General features: G+C 48.3%; 22 protein-coding genes. 8 read left to right on the forward strand and 14 right to left on the reverse strand.

Annotation, left to right across the window (positions count from 1 at the left end; translation table 11 throughout):
* Positions 1–52: 52 nt before the first annotated feature.
* Together melB and EBB54_RS18110 are read right to left on the reverse strand one after the other, a co-directional pair.
* Positions 53–1,474: a melibiose:sodium transporter MelB gene (melB, locus tag EBB54_RS18105; RefSeq protein ID WP_125128444.1), complete on the reverse strand. Its 1,422-nt coding sequence runs from the start codon at positions 1,472–1,474 to the stop codon at positions 53–55.
* Between the two features lie 201 nt (positions 1,475–1,675).
* Complete coding sequence (locus EBB54_RS18110) at positions 1,676–2,551, reverse strand: AraC family transcriptional regulator (RefSeq protein WP_125128445.1); 876 nt, start codon at positions 2,549–2,551, stop codon at positions 1,676–1,678.
* A 198-nt stretch (positions 2,552–2,749) separates the two neighbouring features.
* On the opposite strand from EBB54_RS18110, the gene EBB54_RS18115 reads away from it, so the two are divergent.
* From EBB54_RS18115 to EBB54_RS30570, 4 genes are read left to right on the forward strand one after another with little or no spacing between them, the layout of a single operon-like run.
* Positions 2,750–3,466, forward strand: a complete 717-nt coding sequence (locus EBB54_RS18115) for a hypothetical protein (protein WP_016296251.1) — start codon at positions 2,750–2,752, stop codon at positions 3,464–3,466.
* The gene (locus EBB54_RS18120) at positions 3,463–3,900 is read left to right on the forward strand and encodes a DUF4869 domain-containing protein (RefSeq protein ID WP_016296250.1); all 438 of its coding nucleotides are present in this window, start codon (positions 3,463–3,465) and stop codon (positions 3,898–3,900) included. The genes EBB54_RS18115 and EBB54_RS18120 overlap by 4 nt, the downstream gene beginning before the upstream one ends.
* The gene (locus EBB54_RS18125) at positions 3,897–4,337 is read left to right on the forward strand and encodes a P-loop NTPase family protein (protein ID WP_125128446.1); all 441 of its coding nucleotides are present in this window, start codon (positions 3,897–3,899) and stop codon (positions 4,335–4,337) included. The genes EBB54_RS18120 and EBB54_RS18125 overlap by 4 nt, the downstream gene beginning before the upstream one ends.
* Before the next feature lies 1 nt (position 4,338).
* Entirely contained in the window at positions 4,339–4,479 is a 141-nt protein-coding gene (locus EBB54_RS30570) for a hypothetical protein (RefSeq protein WP_004070069.1), read from the forward strand.
* A gap of 66 nt (positions 4,480–4,545) precedes the next feature.
* Here the strand turns inward: EBB54_RS30570 and EBB54_RS18130 are convergent, their stop codons facing one another.
* The 9 genes from EBB54_RS18130 to EBB54_RS18170 all read right to left on the reverse strand — a co-directional run bounded on the left by EBB54_RS18130 (position 4,546) and on the right by EBB54_RS18170 (position 15,879).
* The gene (locus tag EBB54_RS18130; RefSeq protein ID WP_125128447.1) at positions 4,546–5,811 is read right to left on the reverse strand and encodes a zinc-binding dehydrogenase; all 1,266 of its coding nucleotides are present in this window, start codon (positions 5,809–5,811) and stop codon (positions 4,546–4,548) included.
* Positions 5,812–5,955: 144 nt separating this feature from the next.
* Positions 5,956–6,888: a 1-phosphofructokinase gene (pfkB, locus tag EBB54_RS18135; protein ID WP_004070073.1), complete on the reverse strand. Its 933-nt coding sequence runs from the start codon at positions 6,886–6,888 to the stop codon at positions 5,956–5,958.
* Between the two features lie 6 nt (positions 6,889–6,894).
* Complete coding sequence (locus tag EBB54_RS18140) at positions 6,895–7,389, reverse strand: PTS sugar transporter subunit IIA (RefSeq protein WP_243127717.1); 495 nt, start codon at positions 7,387–7,389, stop codon at positions 6,895–6,897.
* Positions 7,390–7,538: 149 nt separating this feature from the next.
* Entirely contained in the window at positions 7,539–9,632 is a 2,094-nt protein-coding gene (locus EBB54_RS18145) for a BglG family transcription antiterminator (RefSeq protein ID WP_125128449.1), read from the reverse strand.
* A gap of 80 nt (positions 9,633–9,712) precedes the next feature.
* On the reverse strand, positions 9,713–11,128 hold the full coding sequence (locus EBB54_RS18150; protein ID WP_016296245.1) for a PTS mannitol transporter subunit IICB: 1,416 nt from the start codon (positions 11,126–11,128) through the stop codon (positions 9,713–9,715).
* Between the two features lie 283 nt (positions 11,129–11,411).
* A complete protein-coding gene (locus EBB54_RS18155) occupies positions 11,412–12,728 on the reverse strand; it encodes a glycoside hydrolase family 32 protein (RefSeq protein ID WP_125128450.1) in 1,317 nt (438 codons plus the stop codon).
* Positions 12,729–12,764: 36 nt separating this feature from the next.
* A complete protein-coding gene (locus EBB54_RS18160) occupies positions 12,765–13,625 on the reverse strand; it encodes a carbohydrate ABC transporter permease (protein ID WP_016296242.1) in 861 nt (286 codons plus the stop codon).
* A complete protein-coding gene (locus tag EBB54_RS18165) occupies positions 13,625–14,497 on the reverse strand; it encodes a carbohydrate ABC transporter permease (protein ID WP_016296241.1) in 873 nt (290 codons plus the stop codon). The genes EBB54_RS18160 and EBB54_RS18165 overlap by 1 nt, the downstream gene beginning before the upstream one ends.
* A gap of 11 nt (positions 14,498–14,508) precedes the next feature.
* Entirely contained in the window at positions 14,509–15,879 is a 1,371-nt protein-coding gene (locus EBB54_RS18170; protein WP_125128451.1) for an ABC transporter substrate-binding protein, read from the reverse strand.
* 186 nt (positions 15,880–16,065) lie between these two features.
* Between EBB54_RS18170 and EBB54_RS18175 the strand changes: the two genes are divergently transcribed.
* Positions 16,066–17,925, forward strand: a complete 1,860-nt coding sequence (locus EBB54_RS18175; protein WP_125127523.1) for an IS1634 family transposase — start codon at positions 16,066–16,068, stop codon at positions 17,923–17,925.
* Positions 17,926–17,996: 71 nt separating this feature from the next.
* Here EBB54_RS18175 and EBB54_RS30225 read toward each other — a convergent pair whose 3' ends face one another.
* Positions 17,997–18,137, reverse strand: coding sequence for a hypothetical protein (locus EBB54_RS30225; RefSeq protein ID WP_154677802.1), 141 nt, complete (start codon positions 18,135–18,137; stop codon positions 17,997–17,999).
* 251 nt (positions 18,138–18,388) lie between these two features.
* Here EBB54_RS30225 and EBB54_RS18180 point away from each other — a divergent pair, with 251 nt between their 5' ends.
* Entirely contained in the window at positions 18,389–19,423 is a 1,035-nt protein-coding gene (locus tag EBB54_RS18180; protein ID WP_044984869.1) for a LacI family DNA-binding transcriptional regulator, read from the forward strand.
* A gap of 101 nt (positions 19,424–19,524) precedes the next feature.
* Here the strand turns inward: EBB54_RS18180 and EBB54_RS18185 are convergent, their stop codons facing one another.
* Both EBB54_RS18185 and EBB54_RS18190 read right to left on the reverse strand, forming a co-directional pair.
* Positions 19,525–20,448, reverse strand: a complete 924-nt coding sequence (locus EBB54_RS18185) for an alpha/beta fold hydrolase (RefSeq protein ID WP_125128452.1) — start codon at positions 20,446–20,448, stop codon at positions 19,525–19,527.
* Between the two features lie 55 nt (positions 20,449–20,503).
* A complete protein-coding gene (locus EBB54_RS18190) occupies positions 20,504–21,580 on the reverse strand; it encodes a LacI family DNA-binding transcriptional regulator (protein WP_125128453.1) in 1,077 nt (358 codons plus the stop codon).
* A 329-nt stretch (positions 21,581–21,909) separates the two neighbouring features.
* Here EBB54_RS18190 and EBB54_RS18195 point away from each other — a divergent pair, with 329 nt between their 5' ends.
* Entirely contained in the window at positions 21,910–23,391 is a 1,482-nt protein-coding gene (locus EBB54_RS18195; protein WP_125128454.1) for a UxaA family hydrolase, read from the forward strand.
* 107 nt (positions 23,392–23,498) lie between these two features.
* Positions 23,499–24,989 (forward strand): tagaturonate reductase, encoded by a 1,491-nt coding sequence (locus tag EBB54_RS18200; RefSeq protein WP_125128455.1) that lies wholly within the window; start codon positions 23,499–23,501, stop codon positions 24,987–24,989.
* The last annotated feature ends 101 nt before the right edge of the window (positions 24,990–25,090 follow it).

Below are 25,090 nucleotides of genomic sequence, written 5' to 3' on the forward strand. Positions count from 1 at the left end.
GCTTCAAAAACCTGCTGTCCTGGAGATATTTTTCTTCCGAAATGCCGGATTGTCAATTCACATTCTGCTGAATTGCATGCATTTCATTGACTTTACGTGTCACTTCTGCCATTTTCTCACCCTTTAAGGTGTAGAACGTTTTGTAGATAAAGAAACTCAATACTGCCAGTGCGATCGGTATCACGATCATCAGAACCCTGATGCCGGTGATCGTTCCAAGGCTCTGCGCCTCTGCCTTTGCATTGTAGCCTACAATCTGCAGGCCCACGCCGGTCAGACCGCCTGCCGCTGCCATGGCAGCCTTCATCAGAAAGGTCTGTGCAGAACAGGTCACGCTTTCATTCCTGACACCAAATTTCACTTCCCCGTAATCGATCACATCTGCCATGCAGCAGGTGGTCACACCCAGAGATAGGCCGGAGCCGAAAAACATCAGTCCGCAGCACAGGATTACAGCCGCCTTGCTCTGAGGAGCGATAAATCCCATCAGTCCCAGCGTGGCAAGCCCCAGGATCACAAGTCCACATGCAAGGGCATATACCTTTTCACGGCTGATCTTTTCCGCAATCTTCGGGAAGCAGATCAGGCCCAGCATTTCCGCGATAATAGCAAATCCAAAGATGGAGTACAGGTATTCATTTCCGCAGACATTTTTGAAATAATATACGGCAAAGCCTTTTGCAATCTGTGTACAGAGGTTGAAGGTCAGCAGCAGTCCGATAAATGCAAGGAGCTGGTCATTCTTTACGATCACGTTCAACGCCTGTTTCAGACTGGTCTTCTCAGCCTTTGCATTCAGTGTGGATTCTTCTTTTACATTGAATACGGTAATGCCGATGGTCAGGATGAATACCACTGCGATGACCACTGCAAACATGGTAAAGCCCTGCTCCGCATAAAGGTTTTTATTTCCTGCCATGCGGTTGAAGCCGTTGATGATATACAGACCGAAGGTGGCAACTGTAAAGCCTGCAAGGCTTGCGAAGAAACGCGGGATGACGGACACCTTTTCACGTTCACGGGGATCGTTGGTCAGGTTCGGAAGCCAGGACCAGTAGGGTACGTCCATAATGGTGTAAGTCATGCCATACAGGATATACATCACCGAAACATAGACGTACAGGGAGGTTCCGGTCAATCCGCAGCTGGTAAACAGGAAGATAAATACCACGGAATTTAGCAGGGTTCCGACAATCAGCCAGATACGGAATTTTCCATATTTGGACCGGGTGTTATCCACGATCATGCCCATCATCGGATCATTGACTGCATCCCAGATCCGGGCTACAAAGAACAGTGCCCCGACAAATCCTGGCGCCAGATATAAGGTGTCTGTAAAATACAGCATCAGAAAAGATCCTACCAGGTTTACGATTGCATCTTTTCCAATCGCCCCGATCCCAAAACAATATTTTTCTCTTGCAGAAACATGTTTGTATTGTGGATTCTGCGTTTGTGCATTTGTATGACTCATAAGTTCTTCCTCCAAATTCTTTTTAGACTCGGATTCAAGAAGCTGCGCAATTTCTTTGTTCCTTATAAGCCTATTATATATGGAGTTGGAAAAAAGGAGTAGAAGCATATGTTTAGAAAAACAGTGAAAATGTTGTCACCGTTTTTCGGCTGTTTCGGCAGTCACGCAAATTGCCAGCGCCTGCGTATAATCCGGGCGCCTTTACAGCTTTTCCAGGATATCCTGGTTTGTCTGCAGGTGCTCGTTGGCATCCCTGCGGTTTTTCTTCCTGTATTTGGAAGGGGTCAGTCCGCATTTCTGTTTAAATGCCTTCCCAAAGACAAGCGGATCCCGGTAGCCGCAGGATAATGCCACGCCGCCCACGGGAAGGTCTGTCAGGGAGAGCAGTTCTGCCGCACGGGTAATCCGGTAATTCGTCAGGTAGTCCTGGGGCGACTGATCCATATTCTGGCGGAACAGCCTGTACAGATAGCTCCGGTCAATGCAGACATAGTCCGCGATATCCGCCACCTTGATGTTGTTGGAATAGTTGTTGTGGATGTACTCTATGGCCTTGCGGATATATGTATTTTCCTCATTCGCGCTGGTCGGGGGAATGACATCAATATCTTGTGCAAGAATAGAAAAAAAGGAATACAGCAGGCCCTCCAGCAGAAATTGATTCTTCGTACTGGAGGTATTGTTCTTCAGCATTGTGATCACAATCTGCTTCAGTTCTTCGGCATGTCCGCACCGGAAGATCAGCTGGCGGCTGTTCACGCCAATGTCTTTCAGGTATTCTTTTGCATGGCTGCCGCCAAATCCGACCCAGAGGTAAGTCCAGGGCTCCTCCTGGTCCGCCTGATAAAAGGTCTGAACCTCCGGTTCAATCAGAAAGCCCTGGCCGGCCTGCAGTTCATGCTGGGTATCCTCTACATAATAGCGGCCTTTTCCTTCCAGGATATAGTGGAGAATATAGTTGGGACGCACGGCAGGGCCAAAGCTGTGCAGCGGTTCACATTTTGCGTAGCCGCAGAAGCAGAGGTAAAGATCCTGAAACTTCTGGTCTGATAATTGCAGTACATATGCATTTTCCATCGCGGTTTACTCCTTATTGTTGTGCGGCATTGACGTGTTCCGAAACAGTATGGAAAATAACCTCTCCAGGTATTTTTCTCAAAAATCAGTACTTCTTTGATATCATAGCGTGAAATATAGGATTTGTACAGCATAAAATCCACTATTTTCATGCTGTGGGAATTATGATACAATATAGATTTGAAAGGAGACAAACCATTGTCTAAAAAAACTTTTTTATGGATTGAAGATCGTACAGACAAATCCGGATTTATTTTTTGGAAAACTTTAATGGCGCAGCTATTTCCAGAAGTCATTGTTGAAAGTAAGAAAAATAACAGTGAACTGGTAAAAGCAGTTCGAGATCTGTCCGATAATAAAAATCGTTATATTATTGTATTCGACAGAGCCTTCGACAATATCCAGGTAATTCGCGAGTATCAATTGCTCCGAAAGAATATTGAAATAAAAAACAATGTTCATGAACTTCGAATCATTTGCTTTGAATATGTACTTCTAGAGTTCAAAAAATTATTGGACTGGATTTATGCGCCGGAAGATGAGTTTATCACCAAAAGGCGCCTTGCCATAACAGCGCGGGAAATGCTGATAACAGCTATACAAAATTCAAAGTCCGACTATAAACAGTTAGCAGAAATCAAAGAGTATTACAGTCGTGTCAATACTTTGAATATTGAACAGTTAGCAGCGAAATTATTATTTGACCTTACAAGAAATACGGGGTTTGAAGTTTCCAAAGGCTTTATTGGCAACTGTTGGATCGTCTCTTGCTGTGAATGGGCTAAAAGGCAGCCGGACGATATCTGTGGACTGGATAAGAACAGGCTCTCTTTAACTGAAAAAATGCAGACAATCATGCAGAATACATCTCTGGAAGCCGAATTTCGTAAAGCGGGCATGGAGGCTACACTATGATTACAATCTTTAAAAGCAAAGCTGATATTCCAGAAGTTCTGGAATTAGTCATTCTGAATGATGTATATTTCAATAAAAATACGTTCGAAATGTTGGATGAACGTGCAAAGAAAATTATGCAGGAAATTGATGGGGTATCCATGATCGGAAAATATCGGATCGAATCCAAATTTAACAAAGTAGTTCTGGATATAGACAGATTATCGACCGGATGTAAAACTGTTTTAAATGTGATGTATAATCCAGACAAGGTATTTTGTATAAAAGAATGCGGTGAAAATGCACTGGATATATTATATGGTCTTGAGTCAGGCCAGGTTTATTGTGATTATCCGACCATTTCATTTGATATGACGCAAGTAAAGACTGTCTGTCAGGGAAATACATCTATAATCAGCAATTACGAAGAATTAAAGGAGTGGTGGATGGCATGAATTGTAAACCAATCGTAATGGAACGTTATTATACGATCCATACTTCTTTTGTGGTCGATTTTCAGTTCACAAATAATATTACAATCCTGATAGGCAATTCGGGAACCGGAAAGACTGCATCCTATTCATTTTTATTGGAAAGCAGGAGCGAAGATGACAGAATTGTATGCCTCAATCATACTGATATCAAAAGTGATATTAAAAGCATAATAGAATCCTTGGAAGGGAAGCTGATCGTAATAGATAATGCGGATATTCTGCTTGATCACAGCACCCGCAGATACATTACTTTTGATTCTCGGAATCAATATCTGATCATCGGAAGAGATGTAAGGGATTTTCTGACAACTGAAGAAAACTTATTTGAATTAGAGGCCGTTACCAGAGACGAACGCACCACATTTTATTTAAAAAGATTTTTTGGAAAGGAAGGTTGATATGAAAAAGATAGGATTCGGGATTTCCATATTGCTTTTTGCGCTTGTATTGCATGTCTGCTCATCCGGGCTGGAAGCAATCACACTTGCATTAGGAGTTGTCGGTTTTCTGTTTTCATTCCTCGGCTTTTTGGAAAAATAAAAGCGGAGCTGTCAAAGAATAATCATTCTTTGCGCAGCTCCATTTTTATATCTTTATTATACGCCGTTACTGCTCCACGCCGAAATGCTCAAACAATATCTGCTCCGCCTCCGCGCTCCACAGCCCCCGGTTCTTTTTGCACACTTCGTCCAGCTTTTGGAACAGCGGATCACTCTCTCCCAGCTTTCCAAAGTCCTCAATTGCCGTCAGCGGCATATCGAACTGTGTATAAGTCAGCTTCTTTCCACCCGGAATCTTGGGCAGGTTCAGAGTTGCATCCGCGATGCTGTCAATGCCGCCCACGTGGGTCACCATCACAGCCGGTTCGATCTTTCCTTTCGCAGCCAGGTCATTCGCCTCAATCAGATCGTCGTTATTTCCCCCGGTAGTCCCCATGATATGGGCGCTGGTATAGTGTACGTTATACAGGTTGATCTCCCCCTTGAACTGGTTGTCCGTGGGGCCTGCGAAAAAGTTCATGCAGCCGTCAAATGCCAGAAGCTGGTCGCCCATCTCCGCCACCTTGCGGTTGGGGATATACACAAATACATCGTCATATCCCTTTCCCCCTGTGATTGCCCTGAGTCCTTCCACCGGATCTTCCATCTTCGCCGTATTTACATAAAGAAGCTCCACGCCGTTTTCCGCTGCCTTGCCCTCCGGGATCACTTCCCTGGCGCGCTCGATCTTGGCATCGTCAATATCCGTCACCACGATCCGCTTCGGCCTGTTTTCAATCTGGATTCCGTAGCTCACCGCCCCGAGTCCCATGGGGCCGCAGCCGCCCAGGATGATGATGTCGCCGTCCGGTTTCGTGCCCACCGACAGATCATGGTTCCTCTTGTTGGTGTGATAATTTCCGTGGTAGCCTCCGATGATGCAGCTCATGGGCTCGCCCAGTGACGCTTCGAAAAAGCTGTCTCCCTCGTAAGGCATCAGGCATCCCAGCTCCATCACCTCATGAGGAATGATGCAGTAGGTACATGCCCCTCCGAAAAACTCGTAGGAATATCCGGGGGAAGCCAGGCTTCCTTTATAATTCAGCGCCGGCTGCTGTGCAAATTTCATGCCCGGCTTGAACTGGTCTTTCCACTTCTCTCCCACTTCCACGATCACACCCGCAAATTCATGTCCGATGATGACCGGATTGGTGTCGATATTCTGGGGCGCACGTTTGTGCTTCTTGCCCTGCTCCGCCAGCTTATAGGTAGACATGCAGATACTGTCGCTCATGACCTTCACCAGGATCTCATCCTCCCTGATCTCCGGCAGCTCAAATTCCTCCAATCTCAGGTCTCTCGTTCCATACATTCTGACTGCTCTTGTCTTCATTTTTAATGACTCCTTCTATAATTTATTTCTGCTTTCCAACATCTGTGCTCAGTTACATTCCTACGCTTTCACACAAGAGTGATTCGCAATTGCCTTTCTCTTGCCGCTATTCTGACTGAATCCTTCCCCCGCATAAGTACAAACTTACCGCGCGCTCTCAATCTTCACCTGCGTTTTCAGCTCTTCCACCAGTTCCTTTGCAGGAGGCTTTGTGCCGACCGTTGTAACCGCTCCTGCCGATGCCGCCATACACAGCCTGACCGTTTCCTCATCTCCCAGCTTCTGATCCCATGCATAAGCCAGCGCCGCCACCATCGCGTCTCCGGCGCCTACCGTAGAATGTGCCTTCACCGAAAGGGCCGGGCAGACTGCTTCATATCCGCCTTTGACAAACATAGCTCCGCTCTTTCCCATGGAGACCGCAGCCGTATGGATTCCCTTTTCCATCAGCTTCCTGGTCATCTCCAGAAGCTCCTTACCGGACGCCCGATAATCAATCCCGGCATACTCCTCCAGTTCCACCCGGTTGGGCTTGATCATGTCCGGCCCTGCCTCCAGAGACAGGCGGAACACCTCGCCGTCCGCATCCATCAGCACCTGGGAGCCTTTCTCATGGGCCATCCGGATGATCCTCGCATAGATATCCTTGCCCACTCCGCCGGGAATGCTGCCGGACAGGACGATCAGCGTGTCCTCCCCTGCATAGCCTTCCAGCTTCTTCATAAATTCCTGCATCTGATCTTCCGAAATAGCCGGCCCCGGTTCGTTCAGTTCCGTAACCGCCCCATTCTCTTCAAAGACCTTGGTATTGGTTCTTGTCTCCCCGTCTACCCAGATAAAATCATGCCGGATCTTCCGCGCGTCCAGCACATTTTCTATTGTCCTGCCGGCATTCCCTCCCAAAAAACCGGTCGCGATGCTCTCGCCGCCCAGCTCATGGATAGTCTTGGAGACATTGATCCCCTTGCCGCCCGCGTCATACTCCACCTTCCGGATTCGGTTCAGGCCGCCGGGTTTCAGAGTGTCAATCTCCACCGTCTTGTCAATGGCCGGGTTCATCGTTACTGTTATGATCATCCTGGTCTACTCCTTTCCGGAAAGAATCTGATACAGCGTGTCCCCATCACAGGTCCTGATCTGTTCCGCAGTGGCATCATCCAGCATCTTCTCTGCGATGGATGACAGGATATCCATATGCTCCTCTCCCACTCCGGCAATCCCGATCACCACCTTCACTTCTTCCCCGTCCCAGTCCACATAATCCCGAAATGTCATCACGGCGATCCCGGACGACTTGATCTGGTCCTTCACTGCTTCAATTCCATGAGGAAGCGCAAGGCCGTTTCCCATAAATGTGGAAAATGTTTTTTCCCTCTCCACCATCCCGTCTACATAAGGCTGCTCCACATAGCCGGAATCCACCAGCATCTGTCCCACCTTGCGGATGATGTTTTCCTTTGTATCTGATTCGCAGTTTACATGTACGTTTTCACGGTACAGCAATTCCTTCTTTTCTTTTTTTTCTTCCTTCTTCTTAAAAAACATATTGACCACCTGTGTCCTCTCTATCTCTTTCATTTCCCCGGGGTGTTTGTTTCCTGTGTCCTCATTATATGCCCCGTAAACGGCTGTTTTCAACAAATAGAAACGGGGATTTGGCACTATCAGATAGCGCCAGTTATGATTCACACCTACGGTATTCACAGCAGCATAGCGGCATCTGTGTTTCACACCTTCGCCAGATACCGGTTGAAGTATTCCTTCAGATACCGGGAAAGCAGTTCCCGAATCTCTTCCTTGTCCCCCCGTGACAGCACTTCCAGAAATTCATACTCTTCGATCAGCATACTGCTGATATATCCCATAATCTCGTTATTGACCTGTCCATTCTCGTCAATCGGCACCAGCATAATGATCACGGTCCGGATTCCCTTAAAATAAGGATCATGAAATGCTCCCAGGTCTTTTGTCACGCAGACTGCAAATTCCGGACGGAGCACGCCCTTTGTCCGGGTATGCAGAAGCGCAAACCCAAATTCCGCAAAGACCTGGGATGAAATCCGTTCCCTGCGCATCAGGTCTTCCTGAATCTGCCCGCTGCGGTCCGAATAGGGGGACATTTTTTCCCCTATCGCGATCAAAAGCTCCTCAAAGGTAATATCATTGCCCACCTTAAAGAACTCCATATTTTTCAGGATTGTCCTGATCTGCACCGCCACCAGGTTGATCTCTTCCAGCTTCGAAGAAAACTCATTTTCCTCTTTTTGCTTCTCCGGCATCCTCTCATACCTCAGGATCATCTCCCGTATTTCTTCCATATTTCCTTTATTCAGGAGCGGATTCACGAAAACCACCGGGATGTCCTGAGGCTCCATGGGAATCGTGGAAATGAGAAAATCCGTTTTCCCGATGATATATGGAGTGATGTCGTTTTTCCCGTATGCAGTCAGGATCATCCGGTCTTTATAAGTCTTCTCCAGCTTGGATACCATCAGCCGGGAGATTCCGATGCCACTGGAGCAGATCACTCCCACATGCACCTTCCGTATGCTTTCCTTGCGTCCCTCCAGGCGGAATACGGCCGCCCCGAAGTGAACCGTCAGAAAGCCTGTCTCCTCCTCCGGCACTTCCCTCTGGGTCTTTTTCTTTAGAACTGCCGCCACATTGCCGCATTTTCGGTAAATCTCCGGGTAACTCTCCCGAATCTCCCCGAGCATCGGATTCTGAATGTGCATCCCGTACATGATGCGGATGAGTGTCGGCTGCAGATGGGCCAAAAGCCCCTGGATAAATTCCTCGTCCTGTTTGAGCAGGCATGCCTGCATCGGGTCAAAGGCATCGATCATCTCATTCACCAGATACTGCAGCTCCCGGTTTTCGATCGACAGCGCCTCCCGGGAATCCCACCGAACCCGCTCATGCTTGGCCCCCTTGATATGCAGGCATATGTAGGAAACCTCCAGCTCCGGAAAGCGGATACCAAATTCTGCCTCCAGCTTTGCGGCAATCTCTTCCGAAAGCCGGTAATCCTCATCCCGATCCATCCCCTCCATCCAGCCGCTGCCCGGCTCGATCATCTCGTCCTTTAATATCCGGTCAATCGCTATGGTGATGTGGATCACGAGCCCTACATAGGAATTTTCCGTCATGGATTTCACCTGGAGATGATCCATATCCGTGATGCATCGAATGACCCGTTTCAGCACATCGTTGTTCAGCACCTGCCCGATCCCGCTTTTGATCAGAACATCCTGGGGATCTAACACCGAGGTATCTTCCTCATAGGCTTCCCGGAGTATATTTGTATTGATATTTTCTTCAATAAACGCACGGATTGCCCTGCGGTAGTCCTCTTCGCTTCCATTGGTTTCAATCCCGCTTCCCGGCTTCCGGCTGATCTGCAGCCCGAACTGTCCCAGCCAGCTTTCCACGGATTCCAAATCCGCGCTGACCGTAGCCTCACTGACGCCGAACTGGCTGCTGTAATAATACAGCTTTTTCAGCCCCTTTTCCTTCAGGATCTCCAGAACCAGCCGCTTCCGCCTGTCCTCCCGGTTGCTGACGTCATAGGAATCGCCCCGGCTGATCTCTGCGAGAAGCCGTTTCTTTTCCTCTTCACCGCCTTCCAGCCAGACGCCCACACCGGTTTTGGACGTAAAGCGGACTTCATACCCTTTCAGCGTACGTTCCATATATTCCAGTTCTCTTTGAACCGTTCGTTTGCTCACGCCGATCTGTTCTGCCAGAAGCTTCACGGAAATAGGTCCGTTTTCATGAAGCAGCGCCAGCAGGATCTGTCTCATACGAGCCGAAATATCCATAGCTCTCCATCCTTTTGTATATTTCATCCGCCTGCCGAAAAATCCCCGGATTCCATGCAGACTTTCGGCAGACGAACCCTCTATGCCTGATTTCTCTTCTTCAAATCTTCTACCAGAATGTCGTATTCCGGCGCCGCCAGGAAGTTCGTGATCAGAATCCTCTCCGCATTGGGATTGCTGCGCTGTGCCCGCTCCCCCAGCTCCTGGTGGGTCACTACGATCTCTACATCGGCCGGAATACTGGACACCGGCGTATGTATCACCTCAATTCCTCCCAGTCCTGCTGCCGCGATCTTCTTTTTCAGAACCGTAGCTCCCATGGCGCTGGAGCCCATTCCCGCGTCACATGCAAAGGCGATTTTTCGAATCCGGCCCTGTCCCTTTGCGGCTCCCTGCACAGGCTCTGCCGCCGGGCTGCTGTCATCCTGGATTCCCTTTGCCTGTTTCTTCATGGCATCCTTTTTCTGCTGTGCTTCCTCCAGGGAGGTGTCCTTTCCCATGAACTTCAAAAGCGGAACCGCGATCACAAAGGAAACCACCGCCGCGATCAGCACTCCAAGGAACAGCCCCACATAGCAATGCCGCTCCGCCATCATCACCAATGCCAGGATACTGCCCGGTGAAGCCGGTGCCGTCAGTCCCACGCCCATCAGGCTGAAGGTAAACACTCCGGCTGCCCCGCCTGCGATGGTTGCCAGGAGGAGCAGGGGATTCATGAGGATATATGGGAAATAGATCTCATGAATCCCCCCGAAAAAATGAATGATCACCGCGCCGGGCGCTGAGCTCTTCGCATTTCCTTTTCCGGCAATACAGTAAGCCAGCAGGACACCCAGCCCGGGACCCGGATTGGCTTCTAACAGGAAGAAGATGGATTTGCCCATTTCCTCCACCTGCTGGATCCCCATCGGAGAGAGAATCCCGTGATTGATGGCATTGTTCAAAAACAGAACCTTGGCCGGTTCGATAAATAAGCTGGTCAGCGGAAGGATGCCATGGTCTACAAAAAAACCAACCCCGATGCTCATCCAGTGATTGAGCGTGCTCACCAGCGGCGTCACACCGAACATGGCAAGAACCGCAAGAACGGCACCGATGATCCCCAGTGAAAAATTGTTCACCAGCATCTCAAATCCGGCTTTCACATGATTCTCCATCAGCTTGTCAAACTTTTTGATCACCCATGCGGAAAGAGGGCCTACGATCATTGCCCCGATAAACATGGGAACGTCCGAACCCACGATCACACCCATGGCTGCTATGGCACCGATCACGCCTCCCCGCTGTCCCGCGACCATATTCCCTCCCGTATATGCGATCAGCAGGGGCAGAAGTACGGAGGACATAGGCCCGACCAGCTGCGCGATCCGCTCATTGGGCATCCAGCCTGTCTCAATAAACAGCGCGGTAATCAGTCCCCATGCGATAAACGCGCCGATATTCGGCATAACCATTCCGCTTAAGGACCTTCCAAATAACTGTACTTTTTCTTTCATAGATTTCACACCTCATTTTCTTTTGGTATTCAGAAGTGTGATCGGCCAATCACGTTTTCTTCATCGTATGTTTATTATAAGCTTGCCCTGTCTCTTATTTCAACAAAGAGAAAAACAAATTTGGCGTTATCCGTTAGTGCCAAATGGATCATCCCTCCCATCATGCACCGTCATCAACAGTATCCTGTCCTTCCCTGATATGCAGAAAGCGCCTGCCGCGCCGGAGTTCTCTCCTCCGGCACAGCAGGCGCCTTTTTATTCCAGCTGTACAGTTGCAGCCCATTCATCCTGTATAAACATGTTCCACATATCCTGTAATCCAGTTTTCCAGCCCATAGACCACATTACTGATCACATATTCGCCGTCATTAATAAAGACCTCAATCAGATTCGGTTCCACAAATATATCCAAACTGCAGTGTTCCAGGCCTGCCGGCGTGCCACACACCGCTGCCCGGCCATCTGCCCCGGCAAATACCCGGCTCCGGTCCGTTTTCACAGATCCATTTTCAACCCAGATCCTGTACCCTCCGATTTCCAGATATTCCCCTTCCGACAGAGTTGTTTTGATACGGCAGGGCATACCCGGATCCAAATGCCTCTTATCTTCCTTTTCTGCGGAAAAATATTTTTCCACCTCCGGATGGATTCTGAAATAAATATGTTCCCCTGCGATCTCCACGACCCTCGGGAGGCTCATCATCCCGTTCCAGTCTTTTTTTCCTTCTTCCTTTACAGCCTCCGGCATCCTCATCCAGCCGATCAGCACCCTTCTTCCCTCCCGGTCCACATTGGTCTGGGGAGCGTACAGATCCATACCGTAATCCACATATTGAAATTCCGAGGATATTTCCATGGTGCATGTACGGCTGTCAAACTCTGCCAGTGCGGTGACCGACTGGTGTTCATATCCTTTCGCCGCGTCCTCCACATACATTGCGGATCCGACAAACACATATCTGTCTCGCAGCCGGAATAAATCCGGACATTCCAGGATCCTGCCGAAGCTTGGGTTCCTATACTGCGCGGCATACTGCCAGTGTTCCCCGTCCCTGCTCCGGAAAAACACGGCGCGGCCTTCCTTTTCCCTGAACGTACTGCCCAGGACCATATAATAGCTTCCGCTGTCATACCATACTTTTGGATCGCGCGTATGTCCCGCGTCAGCAATCTGTTCATCCCGGATCACCGGAATGATCTGTCTTTTCCCGTTCCAGTTGTCAAATTGAAATCCATCCTCAGAAACCATCATTGCCTGGCTTGTTTCGTAGACGTCCTGCACCGGGATATGGATATTTTCTTCCTCTTCTTCCAGATACCGCACTGCGGAATAATAGAGGTACAGCCTGCCGTCTTTCTCTAACGCGCTTCCGGAAAATACTCCGTTGCTGTCATATCTTTTAGTCGGGAATACCGCGATATCCAGATGCTCCCAATGCACCAGGTCTTCACTTACCGCATGCCCCCAATGCATGGTTCCCCATACGGGCGCATAGGGGAAGCACTGGTAAAACAGGTGATACCTTCCCTGGTAATAAATAAATCCGTTTGGATCATTTATCCAATTTCCGGGCGCTTTTAAATGCAATGTATTTTTCACGTGCTTCCCCTTTCCTGCTGTTATTTTAAAAAGCTCTTATTTTACAGCTCCTGCTACCACGCCATTGATGATCTGTTTCTGCAGTACCACATACAAGATCAGGATCGGAACAACACACAGCAGAAGTCCTGCCATGATCGTACCGTAGTCTGCCGAGTAGGTTCCATAAAAGCTGTAGGTAGACAGCGGCAGTGTCAGCAGCTCTTTATCCGTCAGTACCAGCGACGGCAGAAGAAAATCATTCCAGAATGCCAGCGCATTTAAGATCACCATCGTGGAAATGATCGGCTTGAGCAGAGGAAATACAATCTTGAAAAATGTCTGGGAATGTGTACACCCGTCAATATAAGCCGCTTCCTCAAGCGCGATCGGTATATTTCCGTTGATAAATCCATGGAACATAAATACCGACATCGCCATGGAAAATCCGGTATGCATGAAAATCAATGTCAGCCGGTGGTTCAATATATTCAGCGTTCCGCCGTAAATGCTCACAAGCGGGATCATGATCGCCTGGAACGGAATGATCATGGAAGCCACCATCAGGGCAAACGTGATTTTTGAAATCCAGTTTTTATGGCGTACGATATAGTATGCCAGCATTGCCGCGAACAAGGTCACGAGCGCCGTTGCCGATACCGTTACGATCAGAGAATTTTTAAACGCGTTCAGGAAATCCATCTGCGTAAATGCCTTTACAAAGTTGTCAAACGATAAGCCCTTGATCGTAAACAGCCAGGAAAACGGGCTTTTGATGATATCTCGTTTTTGCTTCAGCGAATTGATCACCACCATGAGGAATGGAAACATGTACGCAATAAATATAATGATCAATCCGGCCATTGCCAGCATATTTGCCGCTTTCTTTTTTGTTCCGCCCACTACTGTCTGCTGCATTATGCCTCAACCTCCTTCTTCTTTGTCAGATATACCTGGATCCCGCTGATGCACGCTACAATGATAAACAGGATCAATGCTTCCGCCTGGCCCACACCGAACTGCCTGGATGTAAATGCCTTCTCATAAACATGCATGGCCGCCATTTCCGTAGTCCCGTAAGGCGCGCCTGCTGTCAGTGATAAGTTCACATCATATACCATGAACGCGCGGGAAAGCGTTAAAAACAGGCAGATGGTCACGGAGGACATCATAAGCGGCATCACGATACTCCTCATCTTTCTCCATCCAGAAGCGCCGTCGATACTTGCCGCTTCCATAACATCTTCACTGAGTCCCATAAATCCGGCCACATAGATCAGGATCATATAGCCCGACAACTGCCATACAGATACAAGCACTAACGCCGCAAATGCCTTTGACGGGTCAGAGAGCCAGGACACCTCAAACGCAGTCCATCCCGTGGATTCTCCGATATTTACAAAGACTCTGGAAAATACAAACTGCCAGATATATCCCAGTACAATTCCCCCGATCAGATTTGGCGTAAAAAATCCCGCACGGAAGAAATTCTGTCCTTTCATCCCCCTGGTCAGAAGATAGGCAATTCCAAATGCCATCACATTTACGATCACAACCACAAAAATCACATATTTAAATGTCAGGAGCAGCGAGGTCCAGAATTGTACGTCCTTCATCACTCCTCCGAAATTTTTCAGCCCCACAAAGTTCTTTACGGCAGATACTCCGTTCCAGTCTGTCATGGTCAGATACACTCCATATACAAACGGAATGATTACGACTGCAATAAAGCAAAACAGTCCCGGCAGCGCAAAAATACAGAAATCTTTTCCATTATTTTTCGACTTCATCATGTCCTCCTCTATTCCTGTTCATCCCAATATTCCTGAACCGACGTGATCAGTTCTTCCCTGTCACTGCGTTCCGCAAGATACTTCTGCATTGCGGCGCCCAGCACGGCCCAATGGTCATTTGGTACGATCGCAGATGCATTAAATGCACGGCCCTCATGTACTTTTTCATAGATATCTCGGCTCAGCGGATCGCTTGGCTCATATGGATTATTTTGAAACGGCGGGATCAGATTGCAGGTCTTAACCATCATCTGCTGTCCGATCTCACTGTAAACGATCCAGTTTAAAAATTCTTTTGCCGCAGCCTGTTCTTTTTCTGAGGCAAGCTGTCCGTCCAGCATCACCTGCTTGGAGGGAGACCCCTGGATCTGCCTGTTTGCAAAATCGTCCTCATCGTTGTTCATAAAATAGGGCAGGAAACCATATGCATCCTCATTCTCTGCTCCTGCTTCGGAAAGGTTCGGCCATGCCCAGTTTCCATTAAACCAGAATGCCGTCTTTCCGTCCGCAAGGTCGATCGCCATCTCGTCATAGTCCGCTCCCAGCGGGTCCCCTTTGGCCACATTGTACTCTTTTAAGACATCAAACATATCCAGAAATTCCTGCATCCGGTCATAGGAATGTAAGTCCATCGTCCCATCCTTGATCTGTTTAATCACTTCCTGTGCACCTTCGGAAGTCCCGTCATAGGTCTCATAGACAAACTGCAGGTGATGCGCCCCCAGTGACCAGTCTTCCTTTGCCATAGAGACAGGCTTCTCGATACCGGCATCTACCAGCCTGTCCAGAAGCGCTGTAAAATTCTCCAGCGTAGTAATCGAATCCGGGTCAAATTCCTCTCCAAGCGCTTCCTCGATCACTGTCTTATTATAGATCACACCTCGTCCCTCAATGCACAGAGGAAGGCTGTATACCTTGCCGTTCACCTCTGTCAGATAGCCTTCCGCCTCTTCGGTCCAGTCCTCTTCCGACAGATCCGCCGCTTTTTCCTCCGCCAGCGCAATGACGTCCGTTGTATCCAGGATGGACATTGTGGGCGGATTCCCTGAATTGTACAGGCTGACTACCTTTGTATAAGGGGAATCGTCTGTTACCGGCATCACCTCCACATGAACCCCGGACTTCTTCTCAAATTCCTCTCCCATCTTCTCCAGCGCCACCTGAATCTCCGCCTTTGAGTTTAACAGTGTGATATTCGTGCCTGACAGCGCACTGTCGTACTCGAATGTGTCCACAGAGGTATCGATCGGCTCTTCTTTTACCTCTTCATTCGGATCATCCGGGTCACTCGCGAAGCCGAACCTGCATCCGGTCAGCATGGCCGGCACCAGCACAAGGGCAAGCCCCAGTGAAATTCCTCTTAATACGTTCTTTCTCATGACTCATTCCTCCTGTTCTCATTGTAACCGGTTATTTTATAGATATAATATCGGGTTTTCGACAGTTTCAAGTATGAAAAATTGTTCTAAAGCCTTATGGTAGGCGTATTTTTTTGTCAAATTTTTCTTGTTTTTATGTTGTATGTGCTGTATGTTTGTGATATAATGTTTTTGAGGTGATGTTCTATGAAGCTTTACTTTGATAAACGTCTCAAGGATCCTACCTATTACGCACAGCAGGGAATCCGAAATGGGAAAAAAACTACCACTCGAAATGTCAAAAACTTCGGGAAGCATTCTGAACTTCTCAAAATAACAGACGATCCGGAAGCATATGTCAGAGAAGAAATCAGAAAAATGAATGAAGAGTACCGCGTTGGTAAAGTCACTTTTAATCTGACTGCCGATTTTAACGAAAAGGTGAAATCTACAGAGCTTGAAGCCTCTTCCTCCAACTGGGTCAACATCGGATATTTCTTTCTTCAGAATATTATGAAACATCTCAGCCTTAAAGAATTCTTTCGCCAGAAAACGGACACCCGGAGAGTTACATATGACTGTTTTACAATCTCACGTTTCCTTACCTACGCGAGAATCCTGGATCCCAGCTCTAAGCTTGCCACCTGGAACCGCCGGGATTCCTACTACGAGCAGCCGGATTTCGATTACCAGCACATCCTCCGGTTTATGGATCTTTTAGAAAATAATTATGACGATTACCTGATGTGGCTTTTTAAGTATAGCAATTCGATCGTCAAACGTGATACTTCTGTCCTTTATTATGACTGTACGAATTTCTACTTCGAGTGCGAACAGCCCGACGAAGATATCGTGGATGAAGTGACCGGTGAGGTGATCCATGGATTGAGAAAATATGGCCTGAGCAAAGAACACCGCCCGAACCCGATTGTAGAGATGGGACTTTTCATGGACAGCAGGGGCATTCCCATCACCATGTGCCTCCATTCCGGTAATACCAGTGAACAGCTTACGGCAATCCCTTTAGAAAAAGAAGTCCTTAAAATGATAGATGGTTCCAAATTCATTTATTGTGCGGATGCCGGCCTGGGTTCCTATAACATCCGCAAATTTAACAGTATGGGGGGCCGGGCCTTTATTGTGACCCAGTCCATCAAAAAACTTAGTAATGCACTCAAACAGGCGGTATTCAATGACTGCGATTACCGGCTGCTGTCCAACGACACCTTGATAAAAATAGAAGATATGAAGGGCTTTGACAGACACAAGAAAGAAAACCTGAAACTATATAATGATTTCGCGTATAAGGTAGTCCTTGCAGATAAGGTCATTGATCTTGGGCTGTACGAAGAAAAAATATTAAAAAATGGCAAAGTCAAACGCGTGAAAGCAACCGGCACTCTCAAACAGCGCCTGATCATAACGTTTTCAAGAAAAATGATGGAATATCAGAGAACTGTACGTGACCGCCAAATCGAACGTGCACGAAAGCTGTTAGAGAAAAAAGATCCGGAAGAAATAAAAAAAGGGCCAAATGATGTAAAACGATTTTTGAAGCGGGTCGCTCATACAAAATCTGGCGAAAAAGCAACCATTGAATATGTTCTCGACGAATCGAAGATTGCAGAAGAAGAGAAATATGACGGATATTATGCCGCAGCAACAAACCTTTGTGACCCGGCCAAGGAAATTCTGGCAGTTTCACACAAGAGATATCAGATAGAGGATTGTTTCAGGATCATGAAAACGAATTTCACCGGGAGACCTGTAAACCATCGATTGCCGAATCGTATCAGGGCGCACTTTCTGATATGCTATACGGCATTGCTGGTATATCGCTTGCTTGAGGCCAGGCTGGATGATCAGGGGACACATGTCACTCCGGAGAATCTGATCACCACATTGAAAAACATGAATGTAACGAATATACATGATGTCGAGTATATGGCACTCTACAATGGCAGCAAAGCACTTGATGCACTGAACCAATTAACATCTTTAGATTTGGATAGACTTCATTACAAACCAACGGAACTGAATAAAAAAATAAAAAAAATTTTAGGATAGCGATTACATACAACATTTTTTGCCAAAGAAAACTCCGGCAATCCCAGTATTTATAAGGATTATCGGAGTTTTTAAATTTTCAAAGTGTCGAAAACGGGTTCATTCGGATCATCCGGGTCACTCGCGAAGCCGAACCTGCATCCGGTCAGCATGGCCGGCACCAGCACAAGGGCAAGCCCCAGTGAAATTCCTCTTAATACGTTCTTTCTCATGACTCATTCCTCCTGTTCTCATTGTAACCGGTTATTTTATAGATATAATATCATTCCGAAGGTTGAAAGTCAAACAAGAATTATCAGTTTATGAAAAATGACGGTTTTTGATTTCTGAATTTATGCACATTCAACAAAACCGGTTACTTTACCGATTACAGCTTGTCCGGAAAATTTGTTTTTGTTATACTTGGATATATACGAGCGCTGCCATGCAGCCGGATATGCAGTACAAGAAAGGCATTATAGCTATGAAAGAGAAAAAAAATGTTACTTTTAACGATATCGCTGATTACACCAATTTTTCAAAAACCACGATTTCCAGATATTTTAATAATCCGGATTCTCTCACGCTGAAAAATCAGCAGATTATTTCCGACGCCCTTGTTAAGCTGGGTTATCAGGAGAATAAAGTAGCAAGGATCCTTGCGAATGGGAAAACAGAATTTATCGGTATCATTATTCCGGATCTGTATTACCATTTCTATTCGGAAATATTGAATCAGATTTTATCCACATATGAGGTTTTCAATTATAAATTCCTGATATTTGTCGGAAATAAAAACGAAGAAACAGAACGCCGCTATATTCAGGAGCTGCTTGCCTATAAGATTGAAGGTATGATTATTTTAAGCCATACGATATCATCGAAAGAGCTTTCCGGCCTTTCGATCCCTATCGTTACGATCGAACGCGAGGACCGGTATGTGTGCAGCGTAAATACGGATAACCACATGGGCGGATATCAGGCGGCTGCCCTTCTTGCCAGGCATAAATGTGATATTCTGATCCATATCAACTCCCCTGCGTCAGAAGATGTCCCTGCCCATGGACGTCTCAGCGGCTTTTCTGATTTCTGCCGTGAGAACAGCCTGGAATACCGGATCATCCAGAAGGAATTCGGACATGACTACAAAGGTGCCCTGCCGCAGATACGCACAATCCTTGACGACCTGGAAAGCCTTTATCCGGGACAAAAAAAGGGAATTTTCATTTCCAGCGACACGCTCGCCAATGTGATGCTGAATCTGCTCATCCGAAAATACGGCACACTGCCTGAGGATTATCTCCTGGTTGGTTTTGACAATTCCCCCATATCCCGCGAGGCTGTCCTTCCCATCAGCACCGTCGGACAGCAGATCGACAAACTCGCCTACGAAGCAGTGCGCCTCCTTGTAGAGCAGATGACGGAACAGAAAAAGAGAAAACCGGTTCCTTTAGACAAGCCGGTCCATAAGATCATCCCTCCCATATTATTTCGCCGGGAGACCACTGAGCATTCCTGACAGTTATTGAAAAATGCTGTTGATAAAGGACATTTCTGTCTTTTATTTCTAGCGGATGACACCGCAGATATACAGTCCTGCTCCCGGCAAAGCCCGGCATCCTATAGATGTTTATTCATGAATGCAATGATGCCGTATTCTACTTCATCCTTGATCTGAGCATAGTTGTGGATCTCATGGCGGAATCCAGAATATACCTTGGTATCCACAGCATGCCCAGTCTCGTACAGCCAGTTGCTGACCTCATAGATTCCCTTTCCATACTGCCCCACCGGATCCTGGTCGCCTCCGATATTGTAGATCGGAAGCTCCTTCGGAACCTTTTCTGCCCATTCCGTACCATTGATCACATTCATCATCTGCACAAAATAAAGCAGGGACTGATTCAGCGTAGGCTTTGTAAACGCATCGAAGGGATCCTCCGCGTGGTCTCTCTGCACATAGGGGTCCGCACAGATCCATTCATTTCCGATGCTAACCTCCCCGCAGCGCTCGCACATCCATCCAAGCAGGCTTCCTGCATACGCCGGATCGGATTCTTTTCCTTTTCCGTCGGCAACTGCTTTTTCCAGTTCCTTTGCCACGTCCTCTGCTCCCGGAAATACGCCGGAAGTCCCGCAGATCGTCGCGCCTGCCAGCCTGCTTCCGTATTTTGCTATGTAGTCCCTCACGATAAAGGACCCCATGCTGTGGCCAAACAGGAAATACGGAAGATTCGGATATTTCTCACATACCAGTTCTGTCAGTCTGTGCTCGTCCTCCATCATTGTATGGCAGCCCTTGTCTCCCCAGTCGCCCCAGGTATCATTCTCCAATGCGGTCTTGCCATGGCCTACGTGGTCGTCGGCAGCCACGATGAAGCCGGCGTCCATGAACTTCACGATCATATGCAGATAACGCCTGGAATGCTCGCCGTATCCGTGGATGATCTGGACAATCCCCTTCGGCTCTGCCGCCGGGACATAAATCCATCCATAAACCTCGTCGCGCTCGTTGAATGACTGAAATTTCACTTCGTGTAACATGTGTTGTTCCTCCTTATATTTTTTATAAATTGCATCCGATCTATAAATCAAACACTCAAAAATCCGTAGAGCATCTTCTTACAATCTCACACCGCACCTTATGGTTCTGCTCCACATCCTCTTCTCCCTGAAGCACTTTCAAGATCCGGTCGACCGCATCGCTGCAGAGCCGCTTCACCTGGTTATCCACCGAAGTCAGCTCCGGCTCACAGCACACAGCCATCGTGGAGTTATTATATCCTGCCACGCTCAGCTCCTCCGGCACACTCAGCCCTTTTGCCCGGGCATATTTGAGCACTCCTACCGCCAGGCCGTCATTGCATGCAAACACACTGTCAAATTCCAGCGTCCTGTGCGCCAGCAGCATTTCCTTTACATAAAGCACCTTGTTCTGCATATAGCCTGATGAACTTTCTGAAAAATCTGAAAGGCCGGCTCCATCCGGCTGCTGCATGTCAAACGGCCGGATATAATGTTTCAAATCTCCAAGTATGGGATATCCCGCATCTGCCAGCGCGCTTTCATACCCCTGCATCTTCTGCCGCGCGCTGTATGTCTGTGAATCATACAAAAAAAGAATCCGCTTCTTTCCCCGGCGGATCAGCGCCTGAGTTACGTCATACGCCCCCTGCTGGTCATCCCCGTAGGAACAGTAGATATTTTCACCCTCCACATATCCATTGATCATGAATACCGGTACCTGCTGCGCTGCTGCGCGGACATATTCTGTCTCTCCCGGATTCTTTCCCGAACCGGCGTACAAAGATCCTACAAGGATCAGTGTATCAATCCGCTTGGAAAGCAGGAGCTTGGTATGATGCTCCCTGGCCTCCTGGGCGCTCCCGCTGCAGCTCAGGATACAGTCATATCCGTATTCGTGGAGACGCTTTTCCAGATGAGAAACAGCCTCCGCCATATACTGGTCGGAGATATCCGGACACAGGATTCCGATGGTCTTCATGGAATTTAACCCCAGACCTCTGGCAAATACATTGGGCGTATATTCCGCTTCTTCCATCACAGCAAGAACTTTTTGCTTTGTCTTTTCGCTGACGCGCGGACTTCCGTTCACAACCCGGGAAACGGTAGCGATCGAAACCCCCGACAGCTTTGCTATATCGTAAATGTTCATCCTGTCACCTCTTGAATACCGCCGTACAGTCCACAACCGGCCCAATCCTTATAAGCACTCACAAAATCTATGATTGTAAGTTCTTTCATCTTCTACTCTTAATTCTATAGTATTTTTCACAAAATTGCAAACCCTATTCCTAAATTTTTCTACTTTATCTAACTGTTCGTTATTGTTCACAGTAACGCTTCATTTTTATCTTTTTTCTTTTTCTATTGACTCCTCCCCTGTTTTGTAGTACAATTTATGTAAGCGCTTACATTATGTAAAACTGAACCAAACCACTCGTCACATATTAACAGGAACTCTCTTTTCAGAAAGGAATCTTTATGCAGGAATTTATCAAAATTCATCCTCAGGACAACGTAGCGGTTGCCCTCTGCCCTCTTTCTGCGGGCAGGACATTCCAGGTGGACTCACAATCCGTTGTACTGACCGAAGACATACCACAGGGGCATAAGTTTACTCTGACAGATCTCCCGGAGGGCGGGCAGGTGATCAAGTACGGATGCCCCATCGGATTTACCAAAGAGCCTGTGTCTGCAGGCGCATGGGTCCATACCCACAATCTGCGGACAGGGCTGGGGGATGTGCTCACCTATACCTATGACAGGCAGTGCACTCCTGTCACGCCTTCTGAGCCCGTATTTTTCCAGGGCTACCGGAGGGCGGACGGCAAAGTCGGCGTCCGCAACAATATATGGATCATCCCGACCGTAGGCTGTGTCAATAACGTGGCAGCCGCCATCGAACGGCAGGCCCAGGTGTATCTTACGGAACAGATCGACGAGATCTCCGCGTTTCCACACCCCTACGGCTGCTCCCAGATGGGCGATGATCAGGAGCATACCCGGCAGATCCTTGCCGACCTGGTCCGGCACCCCAATGCGGGCGGCGTACTGATGCTCGGCCTGGGATGTGAGAACAGCAATATTGAGGAACTGAAAAAATACATCGGAAGCTATGACCCGCAGCGCGTCCGCTTCCTTGTCTGTCAGGAATCCGAAGATGAGATTGCTGACGCCCTGGATATCATCCGGGAGCTTTCGGAATATGCGGGGCAGTTCCGGCGGGAGCCGATCCCCTGCAGCGAACTGATCATCGGCATGAAATGCGGCGGCTCCGACGGCCTCTCCGGAATCACGGCAAATCCTGCCGTAGGCGCGTTTTCCGACCTTTTGATCTCTAAGGGCGGCACTACCATCCTGACCGAGGTTCCGGAAATGTTCGGCGCGGAAACCCAGCTCATGAACCGCTGTGAGACGGAAGATCTGTTCCATAAAACCGTAAATCTGATCAATGATTTTAAAGAATATTATACAAGCCACAACCAGCCCATATACGAGAACCCTTCTCCGGGGAATAAAAAGGGCGGTATCTCCACTCTGGAGGATAAGTCTCTGGGATGCACCCAGAAGTCGGGAAGCGCGCCGGTCTGCGGAGTCCTCTCCTACGGTGAGCCGATCCGCGGCAGGGGACTGCATCTGTTGAGCGCCCCGGGAAATGACCTGGTGGCCTCCACGGCGCTGGCTGCATCAGGCGCGCATATCGTTCTGTTTACCACCGGACGCGGAACTCCCTTTGCCTGCCCGGTTCCGACCATGAAGATCTCCACCAATTCCGCGCTCTTTGAGCGGAAGTCCAACTGGATCGATTTCAACTGCGGAACCATGGCCGAGGGGACGCCGCTGGACGACCTGGCCCGCCAGCTTTTTGACAAAGTAATCCGGACCGCTTCCGGCGAGAAATTAAAATCCGAGGAAGCCGGATTCCATGACTTTGCGATCTTCAAGCAAGGCGTTACGCTATAATCCGGAAACAGCACACTATAAAATCTTCGTGATCTGCCTGGCCCGCTCTATACGCCGGCGGGCCGGGCAGATGACAGAGTTCGTTACAAATACGGAAAGGAATCGTTATGAAAAAATTATGTTATCAGACATTAAAGGATATGAATTATGACGGCTACCTGCTTCCCGATGCGCCGGAACGGGTACTGCAGTTCGGAGAAGGCAACTTTCTCCGTGCTTTTGTAGACTATTTTATTGATGTATTAAATGAAAAGACCGGCTTCAACTCCAAGGTTGTCCTGTGCCAGCCCATCGCACCGGGGCTTGCCGATATGATCAATGAGCAGGAAGGACTCTATACCTTATATCTTCGCGGTTTCCAGGATGGACAGAAGGTCAGCCGGAAACGGATCATTTCCTGTGTCAGCAGATGCCTGAACCCATACACGGAATTTGACGCGCTGCTTGCATGCGCGGACAATCCGGAGCTGAGATATATCGCCTGCAATACCACCGAAGCAGGGATTGTATACGATCCTTCCTGCCAGTTTGCCGATACGCCGGCTGACAGCTATCCGGGCAAGCTGACGCAGTTTTTGTACCGCCGTTTCCGGACGTTCGGAAAGGAAACCGGAAAAGGATTTGTCATCCTTTCCTGCGAGCTGATCGACAACAATGGAAAAGAACTGGAAAAGTGTGTCCTCCAGTATGCTGCACAATGGAATCTGGGAGATGATTTTACAGCCTGGATCCAGGATGAAAATATCTTCTGTTCCACACTGGTGGACCGAATCGTCACAGGATATCCCCGTGCGGAGGCTGACTCGATCAATGAGGAGAACGGCTATATCGACCAGCTGATCGATACCGGAGAGATCTTCGGCTTCTGGGTGATCGAAGGCCCGCAGTCCCTGAAAAAAGAGCTTCCCTTTGAAGAAGCCGGGCTTCCGGTGCTGATCACTGACAATCATAAGCCCTATAAACAGCGCAAGGTTCGTATCCTGAACGGGGCGCATACCTCCTTTGTACTGGGCGCTTATCTGGCCGGTCAGAATATTGTGCGTGACTGCATGAATGATGAGGTCATCCGGGGATTTATGAACAAAACTATTTATGAGGAAATCATTCCCACTCTGACGCTTCCGAAAGCGGAGCTGGAGGACTTCGCCGCATCCGTGACAGAACGGTTTAAGAATCCGTTTATCGACCATGCGCTGCTGGCGATCTCCCTCAATTCCACCTCCAAGTGGAAGGCCCGCGTCATGCCTTCTCTGAAAGGGTATTTGGAAAAAACAGGAAAGCTCCCGGCATGCATCACCGCTTCCTTTGCATTTTATATTGCGTTTTTCAATGGGGATCATCTGGCGAAGGATTCCCTGACTGGGCATCGGGGTACGGAAGAATATGCCATCAAGGATGACCGCTGTGTTCTGGAATTTTTTGAAGCCCACAAGGATGACAGCGCTGCAGATCTGGCCCATGCCGTATGCACCAATGAAAGCTTCTGGGGCGAGGACTTAAGCCTGCTGGATGGATTTGAGTCCGCGGTTGCAGGATATCTGGAAGAAATCCGGACACAGGGTGCCTATGAGGTCATGAAGCGCTGCCTGGCAGAATAGTTTTTTGCCGTATAATTCTGCCGCATCTGTCTCGTACACTGCAATACAGAGACACTGCCGGAAAATAGGATCTGCGCGGACGGGATTTTTACAATCCGTTC

The organism is Schaedlerella arabinosiphila (assembly GCF_003885045.1).
GTDB lineage: Bacteria > Bacillota > Clostridia > Lachnospirales > Lachnospiraceae > Schaedlerella > Schaedlerella arabinosiphila.